Origin of the sequence: Nocardioides sp. NPDC092400 (genome assembly GCF_040684155.1) — a bacterium.
GTDB lineage: Bacteria > Actinomycetota > Actinomycetes > Propionibacteriales > Nocardioidaceae > Nocardioides.
Map to the genome: position 1 here is coordinate 1,135,591 of NZ_JBFBFJ010000001.1, position 23,610 is coordinate 1,159,200.

At 74.8% G+C, this 23,610-nt stretch carries 31 protein-coding genes; 20 read left to right on the top strand and 11 right to left on the bottom strand.

The genetic code is table 11. From position 1 onward, the window contains the following. The first annotated feature begins 91 nt into the window (after positions 1–91). From AB0N29_RS05570 to AB0N29_RS05590, 5 genes are all read left to right on the top strand, one after another. The gene (locus tag AB0N29_RS05570) at positions 92–409 is read left to right on the top strand and encodes a hypothetical protein (protein WP_364864771.1); all 318 of its coding nucleotides are present in this window, start codon (positions 92–94) and stop codon (positions 407–409) included. Then, positions 409–1,461, top strand: a complete 1,053-nt coding sequence (locus AB0N29_RS05575; protein WP_364864773.1) for a hypothetical protein — start codon at positions 409–411, stop codon at positions 1,459–1,461. Before AB0N29_RS05570 ends, AB0N29_RS05575 begins: the two co-directional genes overlap by 1 nt. Further along, the gene (locus AB0N29_RS05580; protein WP_364864775.1) at positions 1,458–2,030 is read left to right on the top strand and encodes a DUF4919 domain-containing protein; all 573 of its coding nucleotides are present in this window, start codon (positions 1,458–1,460) and stop codon (positions 2,028–2,030) included. The genes AB0N29_RS05575 and AB0N29_RS05580 overlap by 4 nt, the downstream gene beginning before the upstream one ends. Continuing rightward, complete coding sequence (locus tag AB0N29_RS05585) at positions 2,023–3,066, top strand: hypothetical protein (RefSeq protein ID WP_364864777.1); 1,044 nt, start codon at positions 2,023–2,025, stop codon at positions 3,064–3,066. Before AB0N29_RS05580 ends, AB0N29_RS05585 begins: the two co-directional genes overlap by 8 nt. A 117-nt stretch (positions 3,067–3,183) precedes the next feature. Continuing rightward, the gene (locus tag AB0N29_RS05590) at positions 3,184–3,750 is read left to right on the top strand and encodes a dihydrofolate reductase family protein (RefSeq protein WP_364864779.1); all 567 of its coding nucleotides are present in this window, start codon (positions 3,184–3,186) and stop codon (positions 3,748–3,750) included. A gap of 35 nt (positions 3,751–3,785) precedes the next feature. Here the strand turns inward: AB0N29_RS05590 and AB0N29_RS05595 are convergent, their stop codons facing one another. Both AB0N29_RS05595 and AB0N29_RS05600 read right to left on the bottom strand, forming a co-directional pair. Then, a complete protein-coding gene (locus AB0N29_RS05595; protein ID WP_302271084.1) occupies positions 3,786–5,003 on the bottom strand; it encodes a SpoIIE family protein phosphatase in 1,218 nt (405 codons plus the stop codon). Between the two features lie 136 nt (positions 5,004–5,139). Beyond that, positions 5,140–6,387, bottom strand: coding sequence for a serine hydrolase domain-containing protein (locus AB0N29_RS05600; protein ID WP_302271085.1), 1,248 nt, complete (start codon positions 6,385–6,387; stop codon positions 5,140–5,142). A gap of 134 nt (positions 6,388–6,521) precedes the next feature. On the opposite strand from AB0N29_RS05600, the gene AB0N29_RS05605 reads away from it, so the two are divergent. Next, on the top strand, positions 6,522–7,670 hold the full coding sequence (locus tag AB0N29_RS05605; RefSeq protein ID WP_364864782.1) for a sensor histidine kinase: 1,149 nt from the start codon (positions 6,522–6,524) through the stop codon (positions 7,668–7,670). Beyond that, positions 7,667–8,347 carry a response regulator transcription factor gene (locus AB0N29_RS05610; protein WP_302271088.1) on the top strand — a complete coding sequence of 227 codons (681 nt, stop codon included), beginning with the start codon at positions 7,667–7,669 and terminating at the stop codon, positions 8,345–8,347. Before AB0N29_RS05605 ends, AB0N29_RS05610 begins: the two co-directional genes overlap by 4 nt. A 9-nt stretch (positions 8,348–8,356) precedes the next feature. On the opposite strand, the gene AB0N29_RS05615 is transcribed toward AB0N29_RS05610, so the two are convergent. Continuing rightward, positions 8,357–8,809 carry a VOC family protein gene (locus AB0N29_RS05615; protein WP_364864784.1) on the bottom strand — a complete coding sequence of 151 codons (453 nt, stop codon included), beginning with the start codon at positions 8,807–8,809 and terminating at the stop codon, positions 8,357–8,359. Positions 8,810–8,896: 87 nt separating this feature from the next. Here AB0N29_RS05615 and AB0N29_RS05620 point away from each other — a divergent pair, with 87 nt between their 5' ends. Then, entirely contained in the window at positions 8,897–9,124 is a 228-nt protein-coding gene (locus tag AB0N29_RS05620) for a hypothetical protein (protein WP_364864786.1), read from the top strand. A gap of 17 nt (positions 9,125–9,141) precedes the next feature. Here AB0N29_RS05620 and AB0N29_RS05625 read toward each other — a convergent pair whose 3' ends face one another. The 4 genes from AB0N29_RS05625 to AB0N29_RS05640 are packed head-to-tail and all read right to left on the bottom strand — an operon-like array spanning position 9,142 to position 11,408. Then, positions 9,142–9,768, bottom strand: a complete 627-nt coding sequence (locus AB0N29_RS05625) for a dihydrofolate reductase family protein (protein ID WP_302271092.1) — start codon at positions 9,766–9,768, stop codon at positions 9,142–9,144. Between the two features lie 47 nt (positions 9,769–9,815). After that, complete coding sequence (locus AB0N29_RS05630) at positions 9,816–10,205, bottom strand: hypothetical protein (RefSeq protein ID WP_364864790.1); 390 nt, start codon at positions 10,203–10,205, stop codon at positions 9,816–9,818. A gap of 51 nt (positions 10,206–10,256) precedes the next feature. Further along, the gene (locus tag AB0N29_RS05635) at positions 10,257–10,517 is read right to left on the bottom strand and encodes a hypothetical protein (protein ID WP_364864792.1); all 261 of its coding nucleotides are present in this window, start codon (positions 10,515–10,517) and stop codon (positions 10,257–10,259) included. A 21-nt stretch (positions 10,518–10,538) separates the two neighbouring features. Continuing rightward, positions 10,539–11,408 carry an alpha/beta hydrolase gene (locus AB0N29_RS05640; RefSeq protein ID WP_364864794.1) on the bottom strand — a complete coding sequence of 290 codons (870 nt, stop codon included), beginning with the start codon at positions 11,406–11,408 and terminating at the stop codon, positions 10,539–10,541. 113 nt (positions 11,409–11,521) lie between these two features. Between AB0N29_RS05640 and AB0N29_RS05645 the strand changes: the two genes are divergently transcribed. Genes AB0N29_RS05645 through AB0N29_RS05670 form a run of 6 tightly spaced genes read left to right on the top strand, consistent with a single transcriptional unit; the run spans position 11,522 to position 16,979 of the window. Then, the gene (locus tag AB0N29_RS05645; protein WP_302271098.1) at positions 11,522–13,753 is read left to right on the top strand and encodes an acyl-CoA dehydrogenase; all 2,232 of its coding nucleotides are present in this window, start codon (positions 11,522–11,524) and stop codon (positions 13,751–13,753) included. Next, positions 13,750–14,280, top strand: coding sequence for a MaoC family dehydratase N-terminal domain-containing protein (locus tag AB0N29_RS05650; RefSeq protein WP_302271099.1), 531 nt, complete (start codon positions 13,750–13,752; stop codon positions 14,278–14,280). Before AB0N29_RS05645 ends, AB0N29_RS05650 begins: the two co-directional genes overlap by 4 nt. Beyond that, the gene (locus tag AB0N29_RS05655) at positions 14,277–14,693 is read left to right on the top strand and encodes a Zn-ribbon domain-containing OB-fold protein (protein WP_364864797.1); all 417 of its coding nucleotides are present in this window, start codon (positions 14,277–14,279) and stop codon (positions 14,691–14,693) included. Before AB0N29_RS05650 ends, AB0N29_RS05655 begins: the two co-directional genes overlap by 4 nt. A gap of 1 nt (position 14,694) precedes the next feature. Then, complete coding sequence (locus AB0N29_RS05660) at positions 14,695–15,081, top strand: MaoC family dehydratase (protein ID WP_302271102.1); 387 nt, start codon at positions 14,695–14,697, stop codon at positions 15,079–15,081. Next, positions 15,081–16,247, top strand: a complete 1,167-nt coding sequence (locus AB0N29_RS05665; protein ID WP_364864800.1) for a lipid-transfer protein — start codon at positions 15,081–15,083, stop codon at positions 16,245–16,247. The genes AB0N29_RS05660 and AB0N29_RS05665 overlap by 1 nt, the downstream gene beginning before the upstream one ends. Positions 16,248–16,301: 54 nt before the next feature. Beyond that, on the top strand, positions 16,302–16,979 hold the full coding sequence (locus AB0N29_RS05670) for a DUF4396 domain-containing protein (RefSeq protein ID WP_364864802.1): 678 nt from the start codon (positions 16,302–16,304) through the stop codon (positions 16,977–16,979). A gap of 5 nt (positions 16,980–16,984) precedes the next feature. Here AB0N29_RS05670 and AB0N29_RS05675 read toward each other — a convergent pair whose 3' ends face one another. Then, entirely contained in the window at positions 16,985–18,397 is a 1,413-nt protein-coding gene (locus AB0N29_RS05675) for a PLP-dependent aminotransferase family protein (protein WP_364864804.1), read from the bottom strand. Here AB0N29_RS05675 and AB0N29_RS05680 point away from each other — a divergent pair. The 4 genes from AB0N29_RS05680 to AB0N29_RS05695 all read left to right on the top strand — a co-directional run bounded on the left by AB0N29_RS05680 (position 18,396) and on the right by AB0N29_RS05695 (position 21,089). Next, the gene (locus tag AB0N29_RS05680; protein ID WP_364864806.1) at positions 18,396–19,376 is read left to right on the top strand and encodes a DMT family transporter; all 981 of its coding nucleotides are present in this window, start codon (positions 18,396–18,398) and stop codon (positions 19,374–19,376) included. The genes AB0N29_RS05675 and AB0N29_RS05680 overlap by 2 nt on opposite strands. 38 nt (positions 19,377–19,414) lie before the next feature. After that, positions 19,415–19,669, top strand: coding sequence for a hypothetical protein (locus tag AB0N29_RS05685; RefSeq protein ID WP_364864808.1), 255 nt, complete (start codon positions 19,415–19,417; stop codon positions 19,667–19,669). A gap of 78 nt (positions 19,670–19,747) precedes the next feature. Beyond that, positions 19,748–20,578, top strand: a complete 831-nt coding sequence (locus AB0N29_RS05690; protein WP_364864811.1) for a sulfurtransferase — start codon at positions 19,748–19,750, stop codon at positions 20,576–20,578. A 79-nt stretch (positions 20,579–20,657) separates the two neighbouring features. Then, the gene (locus AB0N29_RS05695) at positions 20,658–21,089 is read left to right on the top strand and encodes a VOC family protein (RefSeq protein ID WP_364864813.1); all 432 of its coding nucleotides are present in this window, start codon (positions 20,658–20,660) and stop codon (positions 21,087–21,089) included. A gap of 18 nt (positions 21,090–21,107) precedes the next feature. On the opposite strand, the gene AB0N29_RS05700 is transcribed toward AB0N29_RS05695, so the two are convergent. Together AB0N29_RS05700 and AB0N29_RS05705 are read right to left on the bottom strand one after the other, a co-directional pair. Next, entirely contained in the window at positions 21,108–21,551 is a 444-nt protein-coding gene (locus tag AB0N29_RS05700) for a hypothetical protein (RefSeq protein ID WP_302271113.1), read from the bottom strand. Positions 21,552–21,648: 97 nt separating this feature from the next. Next, entirely contained in the window at positions 21,649–22,065 is a 417-nt protein-coding gene (locus AB0N29_RS05705; protein ID WP_302271114.1) for a nuclear transport factor 2 family protein, read from the bottom strand. Positions 22,066–22,138: 73 nt separating this feature from the next. On the opposite strand from AB0N29_RS05705, the gene AB0N29_RS05710 reads away from it, so the two are divergent. After that, complete coding sequence (locus AB0N29_RS05710) at positions 22,139–22,309, top strand: hypothetical protein (protein WP_364864816.1); 171 nt, start codon at positions 22,139–22,141, stop codon at positions 22,307–22,309. Positions 22,310–22,413: 104 nt separating this feature from the next. Then, positions 22,414–22,803: a hypothetical protein gene (locus tag AB0N29_RS05715; RefSeq protein ID WP_364864818.1), complete on the top strand. Its 390-nt coding sequence runs from the start codon at positions 22,414–22,416 to the stop codon at positions 22,801–22,803. A gap of 51 nt (positions 22,804–22,854) precedes the next feature. Here the strand turns inward: AB0N29_RS05715 and AB0N29_RS05720 are convergent, their stop codons facing one another. Continuing rightward, positions 22,855–23,589 (bottom strand): dienelactone hydrolase family protein, encoded by a 735-nt coding sequence (locus AB0N29_RS05720; protein ID WP_364864820.1) that lies wholly within the window; start codon positions 23,587–23,589, stop codon positions 22,855–22,857. Positions 23,590–23,610: the final 21 nt, after the last annotated feature.

Sequence of the window (23,610 nt, forward strand, 5' to 3'; positions counted from 1 at the left end):
CCGGCCCGTCCTCCGCCGTGGGCGGTCCGCCGGTTTCCGGAGGACCGCCCCCGGGAAGGGTGCCCGCAGGCGGACGACGGGAGACGCGACGATGAGCCAGGTGCAGGTGGTGCCCGCGCAGATGCGGCGGGCGGCGAGTGCCGCGCGGACCGCGGCCGAGGCAGCGCAGGGCCGGGGGTCCTCCGGCTACCTCGGCACCGCGGCCGGTGCGGTCCCCGGAGCCGACTCGGTCGCGCACCTCGGGGAGCTGGGGTCCAGCTGGGACGACCAGGTCGAGTCCTGGGCCGCCGACGTGCTCGCCTTCGCCGAGGACGTCGAGGCGCACACCGACGACACCGAGGCGACCGACGGCGCGGCCGGCGGCCTGCTCGGTGCCCTCGGCGGCGTCCTGGGCGGGACGGGCGGCTGATGCCCCCGGTGACCTTCGGCGACGTGCGGAGCTGGCGACCCGGCCCGCTCGGCACCGCCGGTGACGGGCTCAAGCGTGACGCCGACGAGCTCGAGCGCAGCCGCGACGCGCTGGCGACGCAGTCGGTGCCGAGCTCCTGGACCGGCCTCGCCCGGCTCGCCGCCGAGGTCCGCCGCCGTGCGCTGGTCGCGCGCGTCGAGTCGCACGTCGAGGGCAAGCGCACCGTCCAGCGCGCGCTCTACGAGGCCGAGACCGACGTCACCGAGATCGAGCGGATGGTCGCCGACATCGAGTCCGCGGCCACCGCGCAGCAGTTCGCACTGGGTGACGACGGCTCGGTGACCGACGTGAGCGACCCGCCGACGTTCGAGTCGGTCCTCGACGCGGTCGAGTGGACGGCCCGGCGCAGCAGCCAGGCCCGGGCGCTGGCCGACGAGATCACCGTCGTGCTCGGCAAGGCCGCCGCGGTGGACGCCCTCCTCGCGGGCAGCATCCCGCGCGGGCACGTCGACCACGTCGACGACTACGGCGTCGCCTCGCCCGAGGTCGCCGAGGCCTGGGCGACCATGACCGACGCCGAGCGACGCGCCTTCATCGAGCAGTACGTCGAGGAGTACGCCGACCGGATCGGCATCGACACCCCGGAGATCGTCTACGAGCCCGAGAGCTGGGGTCCCTGGGGCCAGGCGCGCGACAACGGCGGCACCATCGCGCTGAACGAGGGCATCCTCGACGACCCGTTCATCATCAACACCGTCGCCCACGAGATGCGCCACGCCCACCAGTACGAGGCGATCGACGACCAGGACGACTTCCGCTTCCCCTGGCAGGAGGACCCCTTCGACATGCACGAGGACCAAGGGATCAGCGAGGACGACGCCGACACCTGGGAGGAGAACTTCGACGACTACCAGTCGACCGACAACGGCGACACCTACGAGGAGTACTTCGACCAGCCGGTCGAGGTCGACGCCCGCGCCGAGGGCAAGGACGCGCTCGAGGACATGACCGCCGACGAGGTCGAGCGGCTCACCGAGGAGGGCCAGCGATGACCACGCCCGACGCGCGACGGGGGAGCCGGCCGGAGGGAGGGCTGGACGCCCGGCTGGACGACCGGCTGGACGACTGGCTGGACGACTGGTTGGCCGATCCGTCGCCGCGGACCGCGGAGCCGCTGCACGCAGTGGTCCGCGACGCCGGCACGGCGGACGACCAGGACCGGCGCCGGGACGCCGCCGAGCGGTCGCGGCGCGGGGACCACGCCGGCGCGCTGGCCGTCCTGGGGACCCTCCTGCCCGGCGCCCTGCTCAGCCCGTCGGTGCACGCCCGGCAGGCCGCCGCCCTGCGCCACCTGGGCCGCGAGCACGAGGCCGCCCGGCAGGAGCGGATCGCCCGCGCCAGCCTGGCGGCGATCCGGGCCTCCGGGGACGGGACCGCCGAGCGACCGTGGTCGGTGCTCCGCGTCGCCGACGAGTACGACCTCCTGCGCGCCCTCGGCCGGCGCCCGGTGAACCAGAGCCTCGTCGGCCGGGAGGGCCGCGCGCTCGACCGCCTGGTCACCGAGGACGGCGGCGAGGCGTGGTTCGCGGTGGCCGGCCTCGGTGCCCCCACGCGTGGCTAGGGCACGGTCGGCGGCGGCGCTGGCGGCCGCCGTCCTCGTCACGGGCCTGGGTGGCTGCGGCGAGGCCGACCGTCCCGAGCCGGACCCCGGTGGCGGCACCGGTGGCGGCACGGCCGGTGCCAGCGTGCCCTTCGAGCTGGTCCTCACCGACGACGTGGCGGTGAGCCCCGACGGCAGGCGGGTGCTCGCGGACTGCTGGGAGGGCATCTGCACCTGGGACGTGGCGACCGGGGCGCTCACGCTGGTGCCCGACCGGAACCAGGTCGCGGTCGCGCCCGACTGGTCCACCGTCGCCACCGTCGACGGTGGCGACGTCGTCCTCGAGGGCCTGCCGGACGGCGCGCCGGTGCGGACGTTCCGCGGCCTCGACGACGCGGAGGTCACCGACGGCTCGCCCCTCACCGCCGTCGCGTTCAGCCCCGACGGCCAGCTGCTCGCGGCCGCGGGGCTCGACGGACGCGTCGTGGTGTGGTCGGTGGACGACGGCGCCGAGCAGGCGGCGTTCACGGCGGCGTACGCCCCGCAGACGCTGGTCTTCAGCCCGGACGGCAGCCGGCTCGCGCTCGCGGGCGGCGGCCCGGTCGAGGTGCGCGACACCGCGGACGGACAGGCGGTCGCCACGGTCCAGGGCTCCGGCGAGGCGGGCGCCCTGGCCTGGTCCCCGGACGGCCGTGCGCTGCTGGGCCCGGGTGCGGGCGACGTGCCGACGGTCTGGGAGGCACCTGCGTTCGAGCCGGTCGAGGAGCTGCCCGGGGTGCGTCTGCACGAGCTGGCGGTCTCGCCGGACGGCCGGACCGTCGCGGTCACGGCGTTCGACACCACGGCCGTCCGCCTGTGGCGGCCGCGGGCGCTGGCCGGCGCGGGCGGCGTCCGGTCACTGGTCGGGCACGTCGCCGACCCTGGCGCCGTGGCCTTCGCCCCCGACGGCACGAGGCTCTACTCGGTGGCCGCCGACGACGGCGTGCGCGCCTGGGACGTCGCGTCCGGCAGGCCGGTGGCGAGGACCTTCGAGGTGCCGGAGGGCCCCGACCGGTAGTCGCGCCTGCTCGGTCCCGACGGCCCGACCGATGAGAATGACCGCTGCCCCCTGTCGTACCGGACGGCACCCTCCGGCAGCAGGCTGCCGGACCCCGACCAGCACCCAGGAGCCATCGTGCGCACGCTCATCGTCACCGCCTTCATGTCCCTCGACGGCGTCATGGAGGCCCCCGGGGGAGAGCCCGGTCACCGCAGCTCGGGCTGGACCTTCAACGACATCGAGATGGACCCCGCGGTCTACGAGCTCAAGGGCAGGGAGCAGGAGGAGGCCGGGGCCATGCTCCTGGGCCGTCGCAGCTACGAGGCGTTCGCGCCGGTGTGGCCGACGATGACCGACGACTTCGCCGGCTACAACGCGATGCCGCGGTACGTCGTCTCCACGACGCTCGAGTCCGACGACCCGCGGTGGCCCGCGACGGTCCTCCGCTCGCTCGACGACGTCGCCGCCCTCAAGCAGACCGAGGGTGGGCCGATCATCGTCCACGGCAGCGCCACCCTCGGGCACGCCCTGGCCGACGCGGACCTCGTCGACCGGTACCACCTGCTGGTCTTCCCGGTGCTCCTCGGCGCGGGCAAGCGGCTGTTCAGCGGTGCCGACAAGGACAAGACCATGCTCGACGTCCGGGAGTCCGAGACCTACGGCAACGGCATCACCAAGGTCGTCGCCGACGTCCGTCGCTGAGCCCGGCGCCCGGGTCCCAGAGCGTGCAGGGCGCCCTAGGGCGCGTCGACCCGGGCCACCAGGATGGCGATGTCGTCCTCGGCCGCGTGGTCGCCGACCACCTCCGCGAGCCCGCGGATGCACGCCATCTCGGGGTCGTCCGCGCCCGCCAGGACGGCTGCGAGACGCGCGGTGTTGTCGTCGAGGATGTCGGTGGACGAGCGGCCGTGGGCCGGGCGCCGCTCGACCAGGCCGTCGGTGTAGAGGCAGATCGACCCGCCGGCCGGGACGGTGACGACCTTGCTGTGCCGGACGGTGTCGGGATCCATCCCCAGGAGCCGGTCGGTGACCAGGTCGGCCACCTGGGCGGGCTCGCCGGGCGTGGCGACGAGCGGCGGGAAGTGACCGGCCGAGCTGAACGACCACTCCGTGAACGGTGCTCGGCCGATGCCGAGGGTGACCGTGGCGAGGGCGTCGGGCTCGAAGTGGCAGATCTTGCGGTCCAGCCGGGCGAGCACCTCCGCCGGGTCGTCGTAGTCCAGGGCGTAGGCACGCAGGGCGCTGCGCAGGCGGCCCATGACGACCGCCGCGTCGAGGCCGTGGCCCAGGACGTCGCCCATCACGAGCGCGAGGCGTCCGTCGGGCAGCTCGAAGACGTCGTACCAGTCGCCGCCGAGGTCGCCGTCAGTGGGCACGTAGCGGGCCGCGATGGATATCCCGGGCGGGGTCTCGACGGCGGTGGGCAGGAGGCTCCGCTGGAGGACCAGGGCGGCGGTGTGCTCGCTGTCGACGAACCGGTCGTGCAGCGCCGCCCCGAGCTCCGCCGCGAGGTCCGTGAGCGAGCGCAGCTCGGTGTCCGTGGCGGGGTGCCGGTGGAGGTAGCCGACGTGCAGGACACCGATGAGCTCGGAGCCGTCCATGACGGGGACGCCGAGGAGCGACTTCACGCCGTGGTCGATGAGGACGGGGTTGATGACGGTGGAGCTGTCGACCTCGGTGAGCGTCACCGGCTGGCGGGTCTGGGCGACCCGTCCGGCGAACCCCTCGCCGACCGGCACGCGGCGGGCGCGCCGCAGGGTGCGGTCGAGGCCGACCGTGGCCGCCGGCTCCAGCAGCGTCCGGGTGCGGTCGAGCACGAGCACGGTCGCGGTGTCGGCGTGCATGGTCGCGCGCGCCCGCCCCAGCAGGTCGCCGAGCCCGGGGTAGGTCTCGGCGCTGTCGGGGTGCGCAGCGCTCCGCTCGACGGGGGTCACGGTCTCGGCGAGCCCCGTCATCGGGCAGGGCCGGCCTGGGGGCCGGCGGCCCGGGCGTCCCGTCGCGTCGTGGGGTGCACGGCGGGAGCCTAGTCGCCCGGGACGGGGGTGCTCACCCGGGACGCCGGATGCTGCCCGGGCCGCTCACCCGCGCCGCTCACTCGCGGCCGGTGCCGCAGAGCGCGTGGTCGATGAGGGTCCGGGTCATCTCGCGGCGGGGGACCCGGACCCCGGGGCGCGGGACGAACGAGTCGGTGTTCATCGTGATCGTCACGCTGCGGCTGCCGTCGGCGAGCACCGCGTTGCGGGTCGCGAAGCCGAGGATGTCCCCGCCGTGGGACCAGGCCGTCCCGCACGAGACCGGGGTCAGCTCCAGGCCGAGGCCGTAGCGCGACCCGGGCCAGCTCTGCTGGAACGCCTCGTCGTTCGGCACGGTGCTCATCAGCTCGGCCTGCTCGGCGGGCTCGAGGAGCCTCCCGCGGACCAGCGCCCGCAGGAACCGGTTGGTGTCGCGGGTGGTGCTGATGATCTCGCCGGCGGCTCCACCCCACGACGGGTCCTGCCGCGTCGCGTCGATCGGCTCGCCGTACCCCGGGTCCTCCGGGGTGGGGTCGGGGCCGGGGAAGCGCTCGTAGCCGACGGCGTGCGGCTCCGGCAGGCCGGTGCGGGTGCCCGGCAGCACCGTCCCGTCGAGGCCGAGCGGCTCGACGATGCCGTGGCGGACGGCCGCCCGCCACGACCGGCCGGTGACCTTCGTGACGATCATCGCGGCGAGCCGGTAGTTGGTGTTGGAGTAGCTCCACGAGGTGCCCGGGGCGAACAGCGGCTCCATGGCGAGCGCGATCCGCACCGCCCGTCGGGACGTCACCGTGTCGAACCGGTGCTTCTCGAACCCCTGCTGGGAGAACAGCCAGGGAAGGCCGCCCAGGTAGTCGGGCAGGCCGCTGGTGTGCTGCAGGAGCTGTCGAACGGTGACCCGGCCGGCGTCCTCGTGGTCCCGGACCAGCGCGGGCAACCAGTCCGCGACCCTGTCGTCCAACGACAACCGGCCGCGGCCGACCAGCTGCAGGAGGGCGGTGCTGACGAACGGCTTGGTGAGGCTGCCCACGCGGAAGTGCGCGCGCCAGGGGACCGGCTCCCCGGTCGCGGTGTCCGCGACGCCGGACCGCACCTTCACCCGCCGCGCGGGGGTGCGGAGGTCGACCAGCACGCCCGGGGCGCCGAGGTCGACGAGCCGCTCGGCGTCCCGCTGCAGCGTGCTGCGGAGGGGCCGGTCCGGCGCACCGGACTGGGGGGACGGTGCCGAGGCCGTGGCCGGTGCGACCAGCGTCGCCGCGACGACTGCCGCCGCCGCGGCGCCCATGCCCGTCGTGGTCATCCATCTCTTGCATCGGTTCGGGGTCATGGCCTCGACGCTGCCGTGTCCGGCCCCTCGCGTCGTCCCCCTGGCGTGGTCGACCCGCCTACCCCCACGGAGGTACGACCGAGCACCCCGCACGGGCGACGACGCGTGCTCGGTCCGTCCCTACGCTGAGCGTCATGCGGCTGTTGCGGACCCCGGTGCTGGTGGACGTGTCGGTGGCGTTCATGCTCTCGTGCCTCTCGCTCGTCGCGGCGCTCGGCTCGTCCGAGGTGGGCCCGGCCGGTGCCGTCCTGGCGGTGCTCTCCGTGGCGCCGCTCGCCGCCCGCCAGGTGGCCCCCACCGCGACGCTGACCGTCATCACGCTGGCCCTCGGCGGCTACGCGCTGCTGGGCCACGAGGACACGCCGAGCGCCGCGATCGGCCTGGTGATCGCACTCTTCACGGTCGCGACGGTCAGGCCCCGAGCGACGGTCGCCGTCCTCTTCCTGATGCCGCTCGCGGTGCTGGCGGTCACCTACCTGCGCGTCGACGGGGTGACCTGGGCCCTGGTCGGCCAGGCCGTCGTGCTGCTGCTCTGCGCGTGGGCGCTGGGCGACAGCACCCGGCGGTGGGCGGTGCTCGCGCAGGACGCCGCAGCCCGGGCCGAGCGCTCGGTCTCCGACGAGCGCACCCGCATCGCCCGGGAGCTGCACGACGTCGTCGCCCACCACATGTCGGTCGTGGCGCTGCAGACCGGTGTCGCCCGCTTCGTCGTCGACACGGACGTGCCGGCGGCCCGAGCCGCGCTGGTCGACGCCAACGACGCCACGCGCGAGGCGCTGGCCGACATGCGGCGGATGCTGGAGGCGTTGCGCACGGACGAGGACGGCGCCGGCTTCGCGCCCCAGCCGGGCCTGGCCGACCTCGACCAGCTGGCCGACCGGCTCGGGCCGGCCGGCCTGACGGTGACCGTGACCCGCACCGGGGAGCCGCGACCGATCGGCGCCGGGCGGGAGCTGTGCGTCTACCGCACCGCCCAGGAGGCGCTCACCAACGTCCTCAGGCACGCCGGCACCCACCGTGCCGAGGTGACCCTCGACCTCGGCCCACGGGTGCTCAGCCTCACCGTCGCCGACGACGGCCGGGGGGCGTCCGCCGGCGCCCGGGACGGCTTCGGCCTCACCGGCATGCGCGAGCGCGCCGAGCTCTTCGGCGGGGTGCTCGACGCCGGTCCCCGACCCGGCGGCGGGTTCGCCGTGTGCCTGCGACTCCCGCTGGCTGCCGCGCCGGTGACCGGTGAGCCCGCCCGCCGTGCCGCGCCGGTGTCGACGGGGCGTGCCTCGTGACCATCCGGGTGCTGGTCGTCGACGACCAGCCGTTGATCCGCGGCGGGCTGCTCGCGTTGCTCGCGGCCGCGCCGGGCTTCGAGGCGGTCGGCGAGGCCGCGGACGGCGAGGACGCCGTGCGGCTGGCCGCCGAGCTCCGCCCGGACGTCGTGCTGATGGACATCCGCATGCCCGGCACCGACGGGGTGGAGGCCACGCGCCGCATCCTGGCGGGCCCGCAGCCGCCCGACTCCGTCAAGGTGGTGGTGCTGACGACCTTCGACCTCGACGACTACGTGGTGGCCGCGCTCGGCGCCGGCGCCGCGGGCTTCCTGCTCAAGGACACCCCGCCCGCCCAGATCCTCACCGCGCTGCAGCTGGCGGCCGCCGACCAGGTGCTCATCGCCCCGACGGTCACGCGGCGGCTCGTGGAGTCCTACGCCGACCGCCACGCCGGGCAGCGCGGTGCTCCGCAGTCGCTGGACGCGCTGACCGTCCGGGAGACCGAGGTGCTCCAACTGGTCGGCAACGGCCTGAGCAACGAGGAGATCGCGACGCGGCTCGTCCTGAGCGAGTCGACGGTGAAGACCCACGTGAAGCGCGTGATGTCCAAGCTGGGGCTCGCGAGCCGCGCCCAGGGGGTGGTCGTGGCCTACGAGAGCGGGCTCGTCGTTCCGGGTGGTCGCACCACCGGCTGAGTCGGCGCCTCAGACCTGGTCCGGTGCGCCCTCCTGCAGCTCCTCGGCGAGCATGACGATGATGCCGCTGGGGCCGCGGACGTAGGTGAGCGCGTACACGTCCTGGTACCTCGCCACGCCTCCCAGCGGGTAGCAGCCGTGCCGCGCCGCGACCTCGAGGGCCGCGTCCAGGTCATCGACCGAGAAGGCCACGCGGTGCATGCCGATCTCGTGCGGCTGCGTGGGCTCGGTCGCGATCGGCTCGGGGTGGATGTGCTCGAACAGCTCGAGCCGCCCGTGCCCGTCCGGCGTCTGCAGCATCGCGATCCTCGCGTGGTTGCCGGTGAGACCGACGGCTGTGTCGGACCACTCGCCGCTGACCGTGTCCCGACCGAGGACGGTGAGCCCGAGGTCGGTGAAGAAGGCGATGGTCGCCTCGAGGTCGCGGACCGCGATCCCGACGTTCTCGAGCTTGATCGGCATGCGCGTGACGCTAGCGATCCGGACGCGTCCCGGCCACCGCTGGCGACGGGCGTTCCGCTCCGGCCGCGCACGTGGCAGGGTGCGGGCGTGCTCCCCGGCGCCTTCACCGACACGACGTCCGGGCCCAGCCCGGTCACCTGTGAGGACCACCGGCTGCGGTGGAACGGCAAGGCGGTCCGCCTCGTCATGCCCTTGACCTGCCTCCACGACGGTGACCACGGCGCGGTCCGCGTGGCGGTGCTCACCGAGAACGGCTCCGACTCCGTCCGCCCGCCCGAGGGCCGGAGCGCCACGCGCTGGATCGCCCGCGGCTGAGCCGGTCCCGGCGTCGCTCAGCGGCGCCAGAACAGGTGGTGCGTGACGCCGCTGCTGCTCGGCACGACGTCGAGGTGGAAGCGGTCGCGGAGCTCGTCCGGCGACTCCCACAACCGGGACCCGGCGCCGAGCTCGGTCGGCACGACGGCCACGTGCATCGTGTCCACCAGGTCGGCGTCCAGGAAAGCGCGGATCGTCCGGGCGCCCCCGCCCAGCCGCACGTCCTGCCCTCCGGCGGCCTCGCGGGCCCGGTCGAGGACGTCTGCCGGCTCGGCGTCGGTGAAGTGGAACGTCGTGTCGGACAGGGAGAACGACGGCCGGACGTGGTGGGTCATCACGAAGACCGGCGTGTGGAACGGCGGCTCGTCACCCCACCAGCCCTGCCACTCCAGGTCGGTCCAGGGGCCGCGCTGGGGACCGAACTTCCCGCGCCCCATGATCTCGGCGCCGATGCCGTGGGCGAAGTCCCGGGTCAGGTAGTCGTCCAGGCCGCGGCTGCCCCCGGGGTCGGTACGGTTCGGCCAGCTCGCCGTGGCGCCTGCCCAGGCGAAGTAGACACCCGGGTCCAGGTCACCCATCGGCCGTTCGAGGCTCTGGTCCTCGCCGGCGCCGTACCCGTCCCGGGAGACGGTGAAGTTCTGCACTCGCAACAGCTGGTCCATGCCCGTCGGACCGCGACCGCCGGTCGGACTCATCGGCCCTCGGCCGACGACCGCATCGCCTCGGCGATCTCCCGCTGGTCGGCGTCCCGGTCCCGCAGGTCGGCCCCGTGGTCGCGCTCGTCGGCGGCGGCGTCGCGGTCCTCGGCGGCGTGCTCGCGTGCGTCGGCCGTCGCGTCGCGCTCGTCCGCCGCCCGGCGCCGCTCCTCCGCGAGGCGGTCCGTGGCGCGCTGCCGGGCATCCTGCGCCGCGCCGCCGCCGCGCTGGACCCGCGTGCGGTCCTCGGCGGCCCGGTCCCGCTCGTCGGCGGCGACGTCGCGCGCGTCCGCGGTGCTCGAGCGCTGCTCCAGGTCGATCTCGCGCTGGTCCAGCGCGAGGTCGCGCTCGTCCGCCGCGCGGTCCCGGTCCTCGGTGCGGCCCATGCCCCGATGGTGGCACGCGGCCGCTCCCCCCGGTAGGCCGCGCCGCGGGGGTCAGTCGGCGGGGCCGGAGGTCCGCGCGCGCAGCCACGACGTGGTGCCGGGCGCCATGCCGCGGGACTTCGGCGTGTGGTGCAGCGGGACGACGATCAGCGCGGAGTCGTCCGGCAGCGACCACTTCAGCGCGTGGTAGACCGCCGAGAGGTGCTCGGTGCTCTCGACCGCGAGCAGTCCCGGGGCGATCTGCCGGACCTCGGACCACGGCCCGACGAGGTCCTCGGGTGGTGCTGCGGTCCAGGCGAGGTAGGCGGTCACGGGTCCCATGGTCCCGCGGCGTCAGCGGCTGACGTCGCGGCGCCGGGCGTCGACGGTCGTCGCCGCCTCGACGAAGCGCGGGACGAAGAGCTCGGCCTGCAGCACGCACCCGGCGTGCCCGGCGTCCACCTCGTGCACGGTGGCGCCGGGGATGCGGCAGGCCAGCGCGAGCTGGCGCTGGACGGGGATGACGCGGTCGCCCAGGGTCGCGACGACGGCGGTCGGCGCGTCGATGCGGCCGATCCAGGGCTGGGAGTGGTGGCCGCCGAGTGCGCTGAGCGCCTGGCCGACCGCCCACGGGCTGGTGCTGCGCAGCTCTCGCAGCGCCCAGTCATGGACGTCGGTGGGCCGCAGACCGGTGGCCCCGCGCGCCGCGCGGACCGCCGTGCGCGAGCGGGAGACGCCTCGGGCGGCGAGCATGGTCACCCCCATCCCGGCGAAGAACCCCTGCTCGACCGGGTTGTTGCGGAACCGGTCGCTCGTGGCGGCCAGCACCAGGCCGGCCACCAACCCGGGGTGCTGGCGCCACACGCGCTGGGCGACGACGCCGCCCATCGAGTAGCCGCCGACGACCACGCGGTCCAGCCCCAGCACGTCGCAGAGCGCGGCCACGTCGTCCGCGCAGTCGCGCAGGGAGAAGTCGTCGCTGCGGATCCCCTGGCCGTGCCACCGCTGGTCGAGAGTGACCACGCGGAACCGGCGCGAGAGTGCTTCGATCGCCGGGTACCACGTCAGCAGTCCCGTGCACCCCAGCGCGTGGAGCAGCACGATCGGCGTGGACCGGGCCGAGGGCCCGGCGGTGTCGGTGACGTACGTCGTGCCGCGACCGGGCAGCTCGACCGTCGTGCCGGCGGGGATCCGCGCCCACGGCAGGTAGACCCGTCGGAGCACGCTGCGGGGGCTCGGGAGAGCCAGTGGGATCGCCTCCTCGCGACGAGGTCGTGCTGTGCTAGAACACGTTACAGTTTCGGGTGGGCAGAAGCCCGAGTCGTGAGGAGACGGACGTGGGTACGGACGGCTACACCGAGCTGGACACCGAGCGGGCGGAGTCGCTCGACGCCGTCCGGTCGGTCATCACCGAGGCGCTCGACCGCAGCACCGACAGCTGGCGCGAGGACTGGGCGGCCCTGGCCGCCAACGGCCTCACCGCCCTCCCGGTGCCGACCGAGCACGGGGGAGAGGGGCTCGGCCTCGCCGAGGTCGCGGTCCTGCTGCGCGAGACCGGCACGCGTGCCCGACACCTCCCGGTCTGGGAGACGCTGTGCTGCGGCGCGCTCGTCCTCGCGGCCCACGGCTCCGAGGAGCAGCAGCGGGCGTTGCTGCCCGCCGTCGCGGCCGGTGACCTGCTGCTGACGCCGGCGCTGCGCGAGGTCGGTGCCGGGCTCGGCTCCGCCGCGGTCGCCGCCCCCTCCACGACGTACGCCGACGGGACCGTCTCCGGCCGCAAGGTCGGGGTGACGTACGCCGACGCTGCCGGCCGCCTGCTGGTCACCGCGACCCGCGGCGGGGAGGGCGGCGAGCCCGTCCTCGTGCTCGTCGACCCGCAGGGTCCGGGTGTGGAGCTGCTCGAGTCGCCGTCCTCCGCCCGGGTCCCCGAGCACACCGTCGTCCTCGACGGCGCGCCGGCCGAGCTGGTCGGCGGACCGGACGCCGCCCGCGCGCTGCGCGAGCACGCCGTCGCCGGCCTGGTGCTGACCGCCGCGGGCGTCGTCGCCGGCGCACGCGACCTGACCGCGGCCTACGTCAAGGGGCGCACCCAGTTCGGGCGGTCGCTGGCGGAGTTCCAGGCGGTCGCGATGCAGGTCGCGGACGTCTACATCACCTCGCGCCTCGCCGACCTCGCCGGCGCGAACGCCGCCTGGCGCATCGAGCAGGGCCTCGACGCCACCGACGACCTCGCCGTCGCGGCGTACTGGATCTCGGCCGAGGCGCCCCGCGCCATGCGCACCTGCCACCACCTCCACGGCGGCATGGGCGTCGACGAGACCTACCCGATGCACCACTACTACTCCTGGGTCATGGACGTCGTGCACGCCCTCGACACCCGGCCCGAGCAGGTCCGCGTGGAGGACCCGACCACCAAGAACCTCGAGCTCAGCGCCGACCAGCGCGCGCTCAAGGCCGAGCTGCGGACCTACTTCACCAACCTCGCCGACCACGACCAGCACCTCGACATGGGCAAGGACCGGCACGGTCCGACCTACCAGCGCGTCGTGCGGCAGATGGGCACCGACGGCTGGATGGGCGTCGGCTGGCCGAAGGAGTACGGCGGCCACGGGCTCGGCGAGATCGAGCAGACGATCTTCGCCAACGAGGCGCAGCACGCCGACGTGCACCTGCCGGCCGTGACGCTGCAGACCGTCGGGCCGACGCTGATCCGCTACGGCACCCAGAAGCAGAAGGACCTGTTCCTCAAGCGGATCCTCGAGGGCGACGTCCACTTCGCGATCGGCTACTCCGAGCCCGACGCCGGCACCGACCTGGCCTCGCTGCGCACGACCGCCCGGCGCGACGGCGACCACTTCGTCGTCAACGGGCAGAAGATGTGGACCACCGGCGGCCACCAGGCCGACTACGTGTGGCTCGCCGTGCGCACCGACCCCGACGCGCCCAAGCACAAGGGCATCTCGATCCTCATCGTCGACACCACCGACCCCGGCTACTCCTTCACGCCGATCATCACCGCCGACGGCAGCCACCACGTCAACGCGACGTACTACAACGACGTGCGCGTGCCGGTCGACATGCTGGTCGGGGAGGAGAACCAGGGCTGGAAGCTGATCACCACCCAGCTCAACCACGAGCGGGTCATGCTCGGCCCGGCCGGCCGGATCGAGGGCCTGCGCGACCGCGTCCTGGACTGGGCGACCAAGGCGGGCGTCGCCGACCGGCCCGACGTGCTGGAGGTGATGGGCCGCACGACCGCGGTGTTCCGGGTCAACGAGCTGCTCAACTGGGAGGTCGCCCGCGCGGCCGCGGTCGGCGAGGTCTCGGTGGGCGACGCGTCGTCCTCCAAGATCTTCGCCGCCGACCAGGTCCAGCACCTGCTCGACGACCTGACCCGGATCGTGCACCGGTACGGCGACCCGGGGGAGGCCGAGACCCGCCACCTCGCGGAGTACCTCGACGCGCAGGCCAAGCGGAACCTCGTCCTCACCTTCGGCGGCGGCGTGCAGGAGGTCCAGCGCGAGCTGGTCGCGATGTTCGGCCTCGGGCTGCCGCGGGTGCCCCGATGAGCACGGGCGAGGCGGCCGGCGAGACCGTGCACGAGCGGATCATGGCGGAGGCCGAGCGGATCCGGGCGCTCGGCGAGGCCGCCGAGCGCGACGGCCGCGACCCGGTCAACCAGCCCACGATCAACAACTGGCTCGAGGCGATGGGAAACACCAACCCGCGCTGGAGGGCGGGCGAGGCGCCGCCGTCGATGGCGCAGGTCTGGACGATGTACGGCCTGGGCGGCAAGCCGCCCGCCGACGACCCGCTGCACGGGATGATGAAGGTGCTCACCGACGAGGGGTTCACCGCCGTGCTCGGCACGAACTGCGAGCAGGAGTACCGCCGTACCCTCCGGGTCGGCGAGCAGGTCCGCGTCACCACCGCCCTCGACTCGGTCGTGGGGCCCAAGCGGACCGGCATGGGTGAGGGCTACTTCGTGACCTCGCGCAACACCTGGTACGTCGGCGACGAGGTGGTCGCGACGATGCTGTTCCGCGTCCTGAAGTTCGTCCCGAAGGGCGCGAGCGCCGAGGCGGCCGCCTCGTGACCGGCACCGGCTCCACGACCCCGGGCGTGATCCGCCCGATGCGCAACCGCGACAGCGAGTTCTTCTGGGAGGGGACCGCGGCGGGCGAGCTGCGCGTCCAGCGGTGCAACGGCTGTGGCGCCCTGCGCTTCCCGCCGGGCCCCTCCTGCCCGCAGTGCCACTCCTTCGACCAGTCCTACGTCGTCGCGGCCGGCACCGGCACGGTGTTCTCCTACGTCGTGCACCGGCACCCGCCCGTGCCCGGCAAGGAGCTGCCGATCGTGCTCGCGCTGATCGACCTCGACGAGGGCGTCCGCATGGTCGGCGAGGTCGCCGACGTGAGCGCCGAGGAGATCGCGATCGGCATGCGGCTGCGCGTCGACTTCCACCGCATCGACGACGACCTGACCCTCCCGACCTGGCGGAAGGCCTGACATGACCACCCTGACCGTCGGCGACACGATCCCGACCTGGGAGCTGCCGATCACGCCCACCCTCGTGGTGAGCACGGCCATCTCCACCCGCGACTTCCAGGACGTCCACCACGACCGCGACATCGCCCAGGCGGCCGGGTCGAAGGACATCTTCGTCAACATCCTGACCTCGACCGCGCTGGTGGAGCGCTACGTCACCGAGTGGGCCGGCCACGACGCCGACGTGCGTGGCATCGCGATCCGCCTCGGTGCGCCGGCCTACCCCTACGACACCCTGACCTTCACCGGCTCCGTCGAGTCGGTCGAGGACGGCGTCGCCACCCTCAGGGTGACCGGCTCGGTCTCCCTCGGAGACCACGTCATCGGCACCGTGAAGGTGGCCGTCTGATGGCCGGCCTCTCGCGCGAGGCCGCGATCGTCGGGATCGGCGCCACGGAGTTCTCCAAGGCGTCCGGGCGCTCGGAGCTGCAGCTCTCCGTCGAGGCGGTCCTCGCCGCGCTCGCCGACTGCGGCCTGACGCCGGCCGACGTCGACGGCCTCACGACGTTCACCATGGACACCTCCTCGGAGATCGCGGTGGCCCGCGAGCTCGGGGTGCCGGAGCTGCGGTTCTTCTCCCGGATCAACTACGGCGGCGGCGCGGCCTGCGCGACCGTGCAGCAGGCGGCGATGGCCGTCGCGACCGGTGTCGCGGACGTCGTGGTCTGCTACCGCGGCTTCAACGAGCGCTCGGGCAGCCGCTTCGGGCAGGTCTCGGTCGCCGCGGCCACCCAGGTCAACACCAACGGCCTCGACAACGCCTGGACCTACCCCATGGGCCTCGGCACGCCCGCCGCCACCGTGGCGATGCAGGCCCGGCGCTACATGCACGAGTACGGCGCCACCTCCGAGGACTTCGGCCGCGTCGCCGTGGCCGACCGCCGGCACGCCGCGACCAACCCGAACGCCTTCTTCCACGGCAGGCCGATCACCCTCGAGGACCACCAGGCCTCACGGATGATCGCCGACCCGCTGCACCTGCTCGACTGCTGCCAGGAGTCCGACGGCGCGGTCGCGCTGGTCGTGGTCTCCGCCGAGCGGGCCAAGGACCTGCCGCAGAGGCCGGCGTACGTCGCGGCCGCGGCGCAAGGGAGCGGCCGGGACCAGTTCGTGATGACGTCGTACTACCGCGACGACATCGGCATCCCGGAGATGGGCGTGGTCGGGCGCGAGCTGTGGCGCCAGTCCGGCCTCCGGCCCGAGGACATGCCGGTCGCCGTCCTCTACGACCACTTCACGCCGTACGTCCTGATGCAGCTGGAGGAGCTCGGCTTCTGCGGGCGCGGCGAGGCGCCGGGCTTCGTCGCCGACGGGGCGATCGAGATCGGCGGACGACTGCCGGTCAACACCCACGGCGGCCAGCTCGGCGAGGCCTACATCCACGGGATGAACGGCATCGCGGAGGGCGTGCGCCAGCTGCGGGGCACCTCGGTCAACCAGGTCGAGGGCGCCGAGCACGTGCTGGTCACCGCGGGCACCGGCGTGCCGACGAGCGGCCTGGTGCTCTCGACCTGAGCGCCGGTCGACGGCAGGTGGAATACACCCCCCGGGGGTATGTGTTCCACCGACATGGACCACGCGACGGCGCACCACGGCGGGCACGACCACGAGCACCACCACGCGCGGGAGAGCGGGCACGATCACGGGAGCAGCCGGTCGATGGCGCTCAGCGCGACCCTGCACTGCCTCACCGGCTGCGCGATCGGCGAGATCGCCGGCCTGATGATCGGCACGGCGGTCGGCCTCTCGAGCGGCTGGACGATCGCGCTGGCGGTGGGGCTCGCGTTCCTCTTCGGGTACACGCTCTCGACGCTGCCGCTGGTCAAGGCCGGCCTGGGCGTCGGCGCCGCGCTGGGCGTCGTGCTGGCCGCCGACACGCTGTCCATCGCGACCATGGAGGTCGTCGACAACCTGGTCATGGCGCTGATACCGGGGGCGATGGGCGCCGGCCTGGTCGACGTCACCTTCTGGGTCGGCATGCCGATCGCGCTCGCCGTGGCGTTCCTCGCGGCGTACCCGGTCAACCGGTACCTCCTGCAGCGCGGGAAGGGCCACGCGCTCACCCACGGGTACCACGACGCCCCGGCCGACCCGACCGGCGCACGGCGGTTCATCCCGTCGTTCGCGACCTCGACCCTGGTCGCCGCGATCGCGGCGTTCCTGCTCGGCGGGCTGGTCGTCTCCGCGGCCGACCAGCTCGACGCCGGAGGGACCCACGGCGCCGCACCCGCCGTCGTGCAGCGCTGACGACGTCAGCCCGTGACGCCGGACAGGGCCGCGCCGAGGATCCGCGCCGCCCCGGGGAAGGCCGAGGGGTCCGGCCCCGCGTAGTTCAGCCGCAGGTACGGCGCCGCCGGCTCGGCCGGGAACCACTCGGTCCCGGCGCCGACCAGCAGGCCCGCCCGCTCGCAGTCCGCGCCCAGGCGCTCGAGGTCCGTGCCGTCGGGCAGCCGGGCCCACAGGTTGAGCCCGCCCGGCGGCAGGTGCTCGACGACGGCCTGCGGCGCGTGGTCCCGCAGCGCCCGGGCGAGCAGGTCGCGGCGGTCGCGGAGCTGGTCGCGGAGCCGGCGCCGGTGGGTGGTCCACCCGGGGTCGGTGACGACGTCGAGCGCGGCGGCCTGCAGGACGGGGCTGACGTACATCGACTCCACGGTGCGGTCGGCCCGGATCCGGTCCCGCACGGGACCGCGGGCGACCACCGCCGCCACCCGGACGGCGGGGGAGACGCTCTTGGTCAGCGACCGCAGGTGGATGACGTGGCCGGCGTCGTCGAGGCCGGCGAGCGGCGTGACGGTCGTGCTGATGCCGAAGTCGTGCGCCCAGTCGTCCTCGACGAGGAAGGCGTGGCGGGACCGCACCACCTCGAGCACCGTGCGGCTCACCTCGGTCGGCCACTGCGCGCCGGTCGGGTTGGCGTAGCTCGGCTGGGCGTACAGGACGCGCGCCCCGGTCTCCGCGAAGGCGCGGTCCAGCTCGGTGGGGTCCGGACCGGCGGGCCCGCTCGGGACGGGCACGAGCCGGACCCCGGCCTGGCGGGCGGCGAGGAGTGCTCCCCAGTAGGTCGGGGACTCCACCAGCAACGGCTGACCGGCCCCCACGACCGACCGGAAGATCGAGGTCAGGCCGCTCTGGCTGCCCGGCAGGACGGTGACGTCGCCGGGCGCCACGGCCGACACGTCGGCCGGCGTCGTCCCGGCCAGCTCCTGGGCGAACCACGCCTGCAGCTCGGGCAGCCCGGCGACCGGAGCGCGCGCCGACGCACCCGCGCCCCGCGCGGCACGCGTGAGCGCGGCCCGGACCAGCCGCTCGGGGAGCAGCTCGCGGTCGGGGTAGCCCGAGTGCAGGGCGATGACGTCGTTCGGGGCGCTGCGCAGCGTCGTGGACACCGAGCCGATCCGCGCCGGCGGCGCGCCCAGGGCGGCGGTCTGCCAGCCGTGGTCGGCGGCCCGTGCGCGTCGTGGCCCGAGGACGAACGTGCCCACCCCGGGCCGGCTCTCGACGAGGCCCTCGGCCAGCAGCGCCCGCAGCGCACGCTGCACCGTCACCGGGCTGGCCTGGTGGCGCGCCACCAGCTCCCGGGTCGAGGGGAGGCGCGCGCCGGGGGCGGACGCGCCGACCCAGGCGCGCAGGTCGGCGGCGATCCGCCCGCTGCTACTGTCGGACATGAAGATCGACGATAGCGCTACTCACCCGCCCGGCAAGCCGTTACCAACGCCGACGTCGCCGCGGGCCTCGACGCCGGCAGCGGCGCCGGCCCGGGCCGGGCTCGCCTGGGGTTCGCTCGGCGTGCTGGCCTTCTCCTTCACCGTCCCCCTCACCCGGTTCGCGGTGGGCGGCCTGTCCCCGGTCTTCATCGGCGCGGGTCGCGCCGTCGTCGCCGCCGTCCTCGCCGCGCTGGCCCTGGCCCTCACCCGGCAGCGGCTGCCCCGGGGGCGGCAGTGGGCCCGGCTCGCGGTCGTGGGTCTCGGCGTCGTCGTCGGCTTCCCGCTGCTCACCTCGTTCGCGCTCACGTCGGCGCCCGCGAGCCACGGCGCGGTCGTCATCGCCCTGCTCCCCGCCGCCACCGCGGTGCTCGCGGTGGTGCGCGGGCGGGAGCGGCCGCCGGCGGCGTTCTGGGTCGCCTCCGCGCTCGGCGCCGTCGCGACCGTCCTGTTCGCCAGCCTCGGGTCGGGCGGGGCCGGCCTCGGTCACCTCCGGTGGGCGGACCTCCTGCTGCTCGGTGCCGTCGTCGCCGCGGCGGTCGGGTACGCCGAGGGCGGGCTGCTCGCCCGTGAGCTCGGCGCCTGGCAGACGGTGTCGTGGGCCCTGGTCGTCTGCTCCCCGCTGATGGGTGCGCTCACCGTGGTCGCCGTGCGTGCCGAGGCGCCCCGCGCGACGTCGGCGGAGTGGGCGGCCTTCGCGTACCTGGGTGTCGTCAGCATGTTCCTCGGCTTCTTCGCCTGGTACCGCGGCCTCGCGATCGGCCCGATGGCCCAGGTCAGCCAGGTCCAGCTCGCCCAGCCGGTCCTCTCCATCGGCTGGGCCGCCCTGCTGCTCGGCGAGCAGGTCGGCACCGCCACCGTCGTCGGCGGGCTGGTCGTGGTGCTCTGCGCCGGCAACGCGGTCCGGGCACGTCTGCGACCCGCGCGCCGCCCGGCGCGGTGAGGGTGGCGGCCGGGCGGTCGGGGACGCATGCTGGTGGCATGCGCGACCGGGCCGCACGCGACGAGCAGGCGCTCCAGGTGGGCGCGCTGGTGCTCCTGCCGGGGTTCGTGGTGGCGCTCGGGATGGTCGTCCTCGGGCTGGTGCACCGGTACGTCGGCGAGGTGCCCGAGGGCGTGGCGAAGGTCTACCTCTTCGGGGTGCTGGCGCTCGCGCTGTCCGTCGCGGCGGTCGACCACGCCCGCTCCCGCCGCCGGGAGGCGCACGCCCGCGACGACGCGTCGGCCCGGCACTGACCCGCAGGCCGGCGCAGGCCGGCGCGGGCCGGCGCGGGCCGGTGGGCTCCCGCGGGTCCTCCTGGGTACCTCCCGAGCATGAGCGACGTACCCCGCCACGTGTCCGTCGAGTGGCTGCACGAGCACCTGGCCGATCCCACGGTGCGGGTCCTCGACGGCACGGTCCACCTCAGCCCCGGTGACGACGGCCCGCGGATCGAGCCGGGCCGGGCGTCCTACGAGCAGGAGCACGTGCCGGGAGCGGTCTTCGTCGACCAGGTCTCGGCGCTGAGCGACCCCGAGGGCGAGGCGCCGTTCGCCGCGGTGGGCCCCGACAGGTTCGCCGCGGTGGTCGGCGAGCTGGGGGTCGGCGACGAGCACCGCGTCGTCGTCTACGACTCGGTCAACGGGATCTGGGCGACGCGCCTGTGGTGGCAGTTCGGGCTCGAGGGCTTCGACCGGGTCTCGGTCCTCGACGGCGGCCTCGACGCGTGGCGGGTCGCCGGGTTCGAGACGACCTCCGGCACCGAGACGTACCCGCCGACCACCTTCACCGCCCGGCGCCGCCCCGATCGGATCCGGTCGACGCAGGACGTCGAGGCCGCCGTCGACGACCCGGACGTGCTGCTGGTCAATGCGCTGGACCGCGGGCTCTTCGCGCAGGGCCACATCCCCGGCAGCGTCAACGTGCCCTTCGACGAGCTCGTCGGGCCCGACGGCCGGATGCGGCCGATCGAGGAGCTGCGCGAGCTGCTCGCCTCGGTCGGCGCGCTCGACCCGGGCAAGCGGCCCGTGACCTACTGCGGTGGCGGCATCGCGGCCACGGCCGTCGCGCTCACGTTGATGGACCTCGGGCGCGACGACGTCGCGGTCTACGACGGCTCGATGAACGCCTGGACCGCGGACCCGGGGCGTCCGCTCGAGCGATGACGGCGTTCCGCCCACCGCAGGTGGCGCTCCTCAGCCGGGACGCGGCGCGGACGGCGCAGTCCCGCGGCGGGCGCGGCCGGTGACCGGCGCGGTCGACGGGGGCCACCCCGTCCTGATGCACACGGTGCTCGACGCGCTCGAGTGCCGGCCGCTCGCGGAGTTCTACCGGGAGCTCCTCGGGCTGCGCTACCGGCCCGGGGACGAGCCGCCGACCGACGGCTCGCCCGACGACGCCGACTGGCTCGTGCTCGTCGACGACGCGGGCCGGCGCGTGCTGGCCTTCCAGGACGTCCCCTCGATCGAGCGGCCCGACTGGCCCGACCACACCGTCCCGGCCCAGCTGCACCTCGACTTCGCCGTCCCGGACGTCGAGGCGCTCGAGCGGCACCGGCGGCGGGCCGAGGAGCTCGGGGCGACGCTGCTGCTCGACCGCACGTACGTCGCCGAGGAGCCCCTGTACGTGCTGGCCGACCCCACCGGGCAACCGTTCTGCCTGATGGTCGGCGCCTGACCGGGGCCTCCGGGCTGCTCAGGAGCCGGTGGCGGCCCGCACCAGCGCCACGACCCGCTCCTCGACCCGGTCGTTCCAGGCGACGACGGCGTACGACACCGGCCACATGTCGCCGTCGTCGAGCGCGGCGTTGTCCTGGAAGCCGATCGTGGAGTAGCGCGCGCCGAACTTCCCGGCGTCCTGGAAGAAGACCACGGCCTTGCCCGAGGCGTCGGCGTACGCCGGCATGCCGTACCAGGTCTTCGGCAGCAGCTGGGGCGCCGTGGCCGTCACCGCGACGTGCACCCGCTCCGCGAGCAGGCGGTCCTCGGGGGTCATCTGCGCGATCCGGTCCAGGACCGCCTTGAGCCCGTCGGCCTTCTTCGCGCCACCGCGGCCCTCGGCGCGCAGCTCGGCCGCGCGCTCCTTCATCGCCGCGCGCTCCTCGGGGGTGAAGCCGTCGGTCCCGCTCGCTCCGGTCATGGTGTCCCTCGTTCCTCTCGCGTGGTCGTCGACGGGACCGACGCTAGGGGCGGGGGACGCGCGGGCGCTTCTCGATTCCTGACCGGCTCGCGGCCCCTCAGCCGAGCAGGTGCTGGCCCAGGTCGCCGGTCAGGTCGAGCCGCATGGTCCGGGTGGCGAACCACCAGGTGCCGTCGAGCCGGGTGAAGGTGTCGACATAGCGACCGGCCGCCACCGGCTGCAGCGGGAGGGTGTCGGTCGCCTGGAGGACGGTGAACCGCGAGCGGCACGTCGCGGTGCCGGCGGCCTCGTCGACCTCGATGACCGGGTTGGAGACCACGTGGTGGGTCCGCGGGGTGCCGGTCTCCTCGTGGACGCGCATGGTGGCGGCGTACATCTCGCGGACGGACTCGGCGCCGTGGTGCCCCACGACGCTGCCGTGCTCGAACAGCGCGCCGACGCCGTCGAGGTCGCCGGCGTCGACCCGCTCGGCGTAGACGTAGAGGAGGTTCTCGATCGCGCGGGCGCTGTCCACGTCCGGCAACGTAGCGGCGCGGCGGCGCCCGGGTCAGCGGGTATGCCGATGGGTGGGCGCGGAACCGGACGGCATGACCGCCTGGATCGTCCTCGTCGTGGTGCTGGTGGCACTCGCCCTCGGCTACGTGCTCGCGAGTGCCCGCTCGACCCGGCGCCAGCGCCAGCGGATAGAGAACGGCATCGCCGGGGAGCACCTGGACACCAAGCTCGACCCGCACCCCGGGGCGCCGCGGGAGGACTGACCCCGCCCCGGCCCCGCCGCGCCCGGTGCTGCACCGCCCGACCTGCACCGGATCTCCACATCTCCTCGACACCTCCCGGCCGGCCGGGCTCCTACCGTCGTGGCATGACTCCTCGCACCGCCCACCGGCTCGGCCTGCTCGTCGCCGCCGGAGCCGCCGTCGTGCTGGTCCTCGCCGCGGGTGCCGTCGGCATCGTGGGGGACGGGGGCCGCGTGGACCGGGTGTACGTCGCCGTGCCCGCCGTCCTCGTCCTCGGCTCGGTGGCCGCGCGGCTGCGCCCCCGCGGCATGGTCCTCGCGCTCGGCGCCACGGCCCTGACCCAGGTGGTCGTGACCTCCACGGTCCTCCTGGCCGACCTCCACGCCGGCGCCTCCGCCACCGACCTGGTGGTCGTCACCGCCGGCTTCGCCGCGCTGTTCGCTGCGTCGGCGGGGCTGTTCGCGCTGGCCGCAGGCTTCATCGGCTGGCCGCTGAACCTGTCGGTCGGCCGCTGAAGCTTCATCGGCCAACCGACAGTTCCAGCGGCTGGCCGCTGAACCTTGCGGCTACCGCCGCAGCTGCGCCTCGAAGAACTCCAGCACCGCCTCGACCGCCTCCTCGTGGCGGTGCAGGGTGAGGGTGGAGTGCTTGGAGCCGGGCAGGTCGACGCGGAGGAACGCGTCGCCGATCTCGCGGGTGAGCGTCTCGAACCGGGTGCCGACCATCCGGTCGCCGCGGTAGCGCAGGCCCAGCACCTGGCAGCCGCCCGCCGCGCGGTCGCGGACGGTGGCGAGGTCGTCGGGGGAGAGCCCGAGGTCGGCGGCGCGCCGGCGCCCGAGGGGGAACGGCGTCGAAGGCTGGGCCAGCACCGGCGCGGCCACCGCGGGGTCGACCATCATCGCCAGCGCGAAGCCGCCGGTGAAGCACATCCCCAGGGCACCGACACCCGGTCCGCCGAGCTCCGCGTGCAGCGACCGGGCCAGCGACCGGAGCCAGCCGGCGACCGGCGTCGTGCGACCGGCGGCGAGCATGCTCATCTCGCGGCTCACGCAGATCTGCGCCATCGCCCGGGCGACGGACGCGGCGCCGACCGGCGCCTCGGGCCGGCCGAACAGCTGGGGCAGCACCACGGTGTAGCCGGCCGCGACCAGCTCCTCGGCGTACCCGACGACCTCCGGGGAGATGCCCGGGATCTCGTGGACCAGCACGATGCCGGGTCCCTCGCCCTTGCGGTACGTCGGGTGCGCGGTGCCGTCGGCGTCGACGTGCTCGCCGCGGGTCCAGGTGTCGAGGAGCGCCATGCCCGGAGTATGGGTACCGGC

Excerpts from the sequence above, each read along its gene's own strand:
- AB0N29_RS05570 (WP_364864771.1), top strand. The coding sequence starts at position 92 with ATGAGCCAGGTGCAGGTGGTGCCCGCGCAGATGCGGCGGGCGGCGAGT.
- AB0N29_RS05575 (WP_364864773.1), top strand. The coding sequence starts at position 409 with ATGCCCCCGGTGACCTTCGGCGACGTGCGGAGCTGGCGACCCGGCCCG.
- AB0N29_RS05580 (WP_364864775.1), top strand. The coding sequence starts at position 1,458 with ATGACCACGCCCGACGCGCGACGGGGGAGCCGGCCGGAGGGAGGGCTG.
- AB0N29_RS05595 (WP_302271084.1), bottom strand. The coding sequence starts at position 5,003 with ATGACGGGGCTCGCCGAGACCGTGACCCCCGTCGAGCGGAGCGCTGCG.
- AB0N29_RS05600 (WP_302271085.1), bottom strand. The coding sequence starts at position 6,387 with ATGACCCCGAACCGATGCAAGAGATGGATGACCACGACGGGCATGGGC.
- AB0N29_RS05605 (WP_364864782.1), top strand. The coding sequence starts at position 6,522 with ATGCGGCTGTTGCGGACCCCGGTGCTGGTGGACGTGTCGGTGGCGTTC.
- AB0N29_RS05615 (WP_364864784.1), bottom strand. The coding sequence starts at position 8,809 with ATGCCGATCAAGCTCGAGAACGTCGGGATCGCGGTCCGCGACCTCGAG.
- AB0N29_RS05630 (WP_364864790.1), bottom strand. The coding sequence starts at position 10,205 with ATGGGCCGCACCGAGGACCGGGACCGCGCGGCGGACGAGCGCGACCTC.
- AB0N29_RS05650 (WP_302271099.1), top strand. The coding sequence starts at position 13,750 with ATGAGCACGGGCGAGGCGGCCGGCGAGACCGTGCACGAGCGGATCATG.
- AB0N29_RS05660 (WP_302271102.1), top strand. The coding sequence starts at position 14,695 with ATGACCACCCTGACCGTCGGCGACACGATCCCGACCTGGGAGCTGCCG.
- AB0N29_RS05665 (WP_364864800.1), top strand. The coding sequence starts at position 15,081 with ATGGCCGGCCTCTCGCGCGAGGCCGCGATCGTCGGGATCGGCGCCACG.
- AB0N29_RS05670 (WP_364864802.1), top strand. The coding sequence starts at position 16,302 with ATGGACCACGCGACGGCGCACCACGGCGGGCACGACCACGAGCACCAC.
- AB0N29_RS05680 (WP_364864806.1), top strand. The coding sequence starts at position 18,396 with ATGAAGATCGACGATAGCGCTACTCACCCGCCCGGCAAGCCGTTACCA.
- AB0N29_RS05675 (WP_364864804.1), bottom strand. The coding sequence starts at position 18,397 with ATGTCCGACAGTAGCAGCGGGCGGATCGCCGCCGACCTGCGCGCCTGG.
- AB0N29_RS05685 (WP_364864808.1), top strand. The coding sequence starts at position 19,415 with ATGCGCGACCGGGCCGCACGCGACGAGCAGGCGCTCCAGGTGGGCGCG.
- AB0N29_RS05690 (WP_364864811.1), top strand. The coding sequence starts at position 19,748 with ATGAGCGACGTACCCCGCCACGTGTCCGTCGAGTGGCTGCACGAGCAC.
- AB0N29_RS05700 (WP_302271113.1), bottom strand. The coding sequence starts at position 21,551 with ATGACCGGAGCGAGCGGGACCGACGGCTTCACCCCCGAGGAGCGCGCG.
- AB0N29_RS05710 (WP_364864816.1), top strand. The coding sequence starts at position 22,139 with ATGACCGCCTGGATCGTCCTCGTCGTGGTGCTGGTGGCACTCGCCCTC.
- AB0N29_RS05715 (WP_364864818.1), top strand. The coding sequence starts at position 22,414 with ATGACTCCTCGCACCGCCCACCGGCTCGGCCTGCTCGTCGCCGCCGGA.
- AB0N29_RS05720 (WP_364864820.1), bottom strand. The coding sequence starts at position 23,589 with ATGGCGCTCCTCGACACCTGGACCCGCGGCGAGCACGTCGACGCCGAC.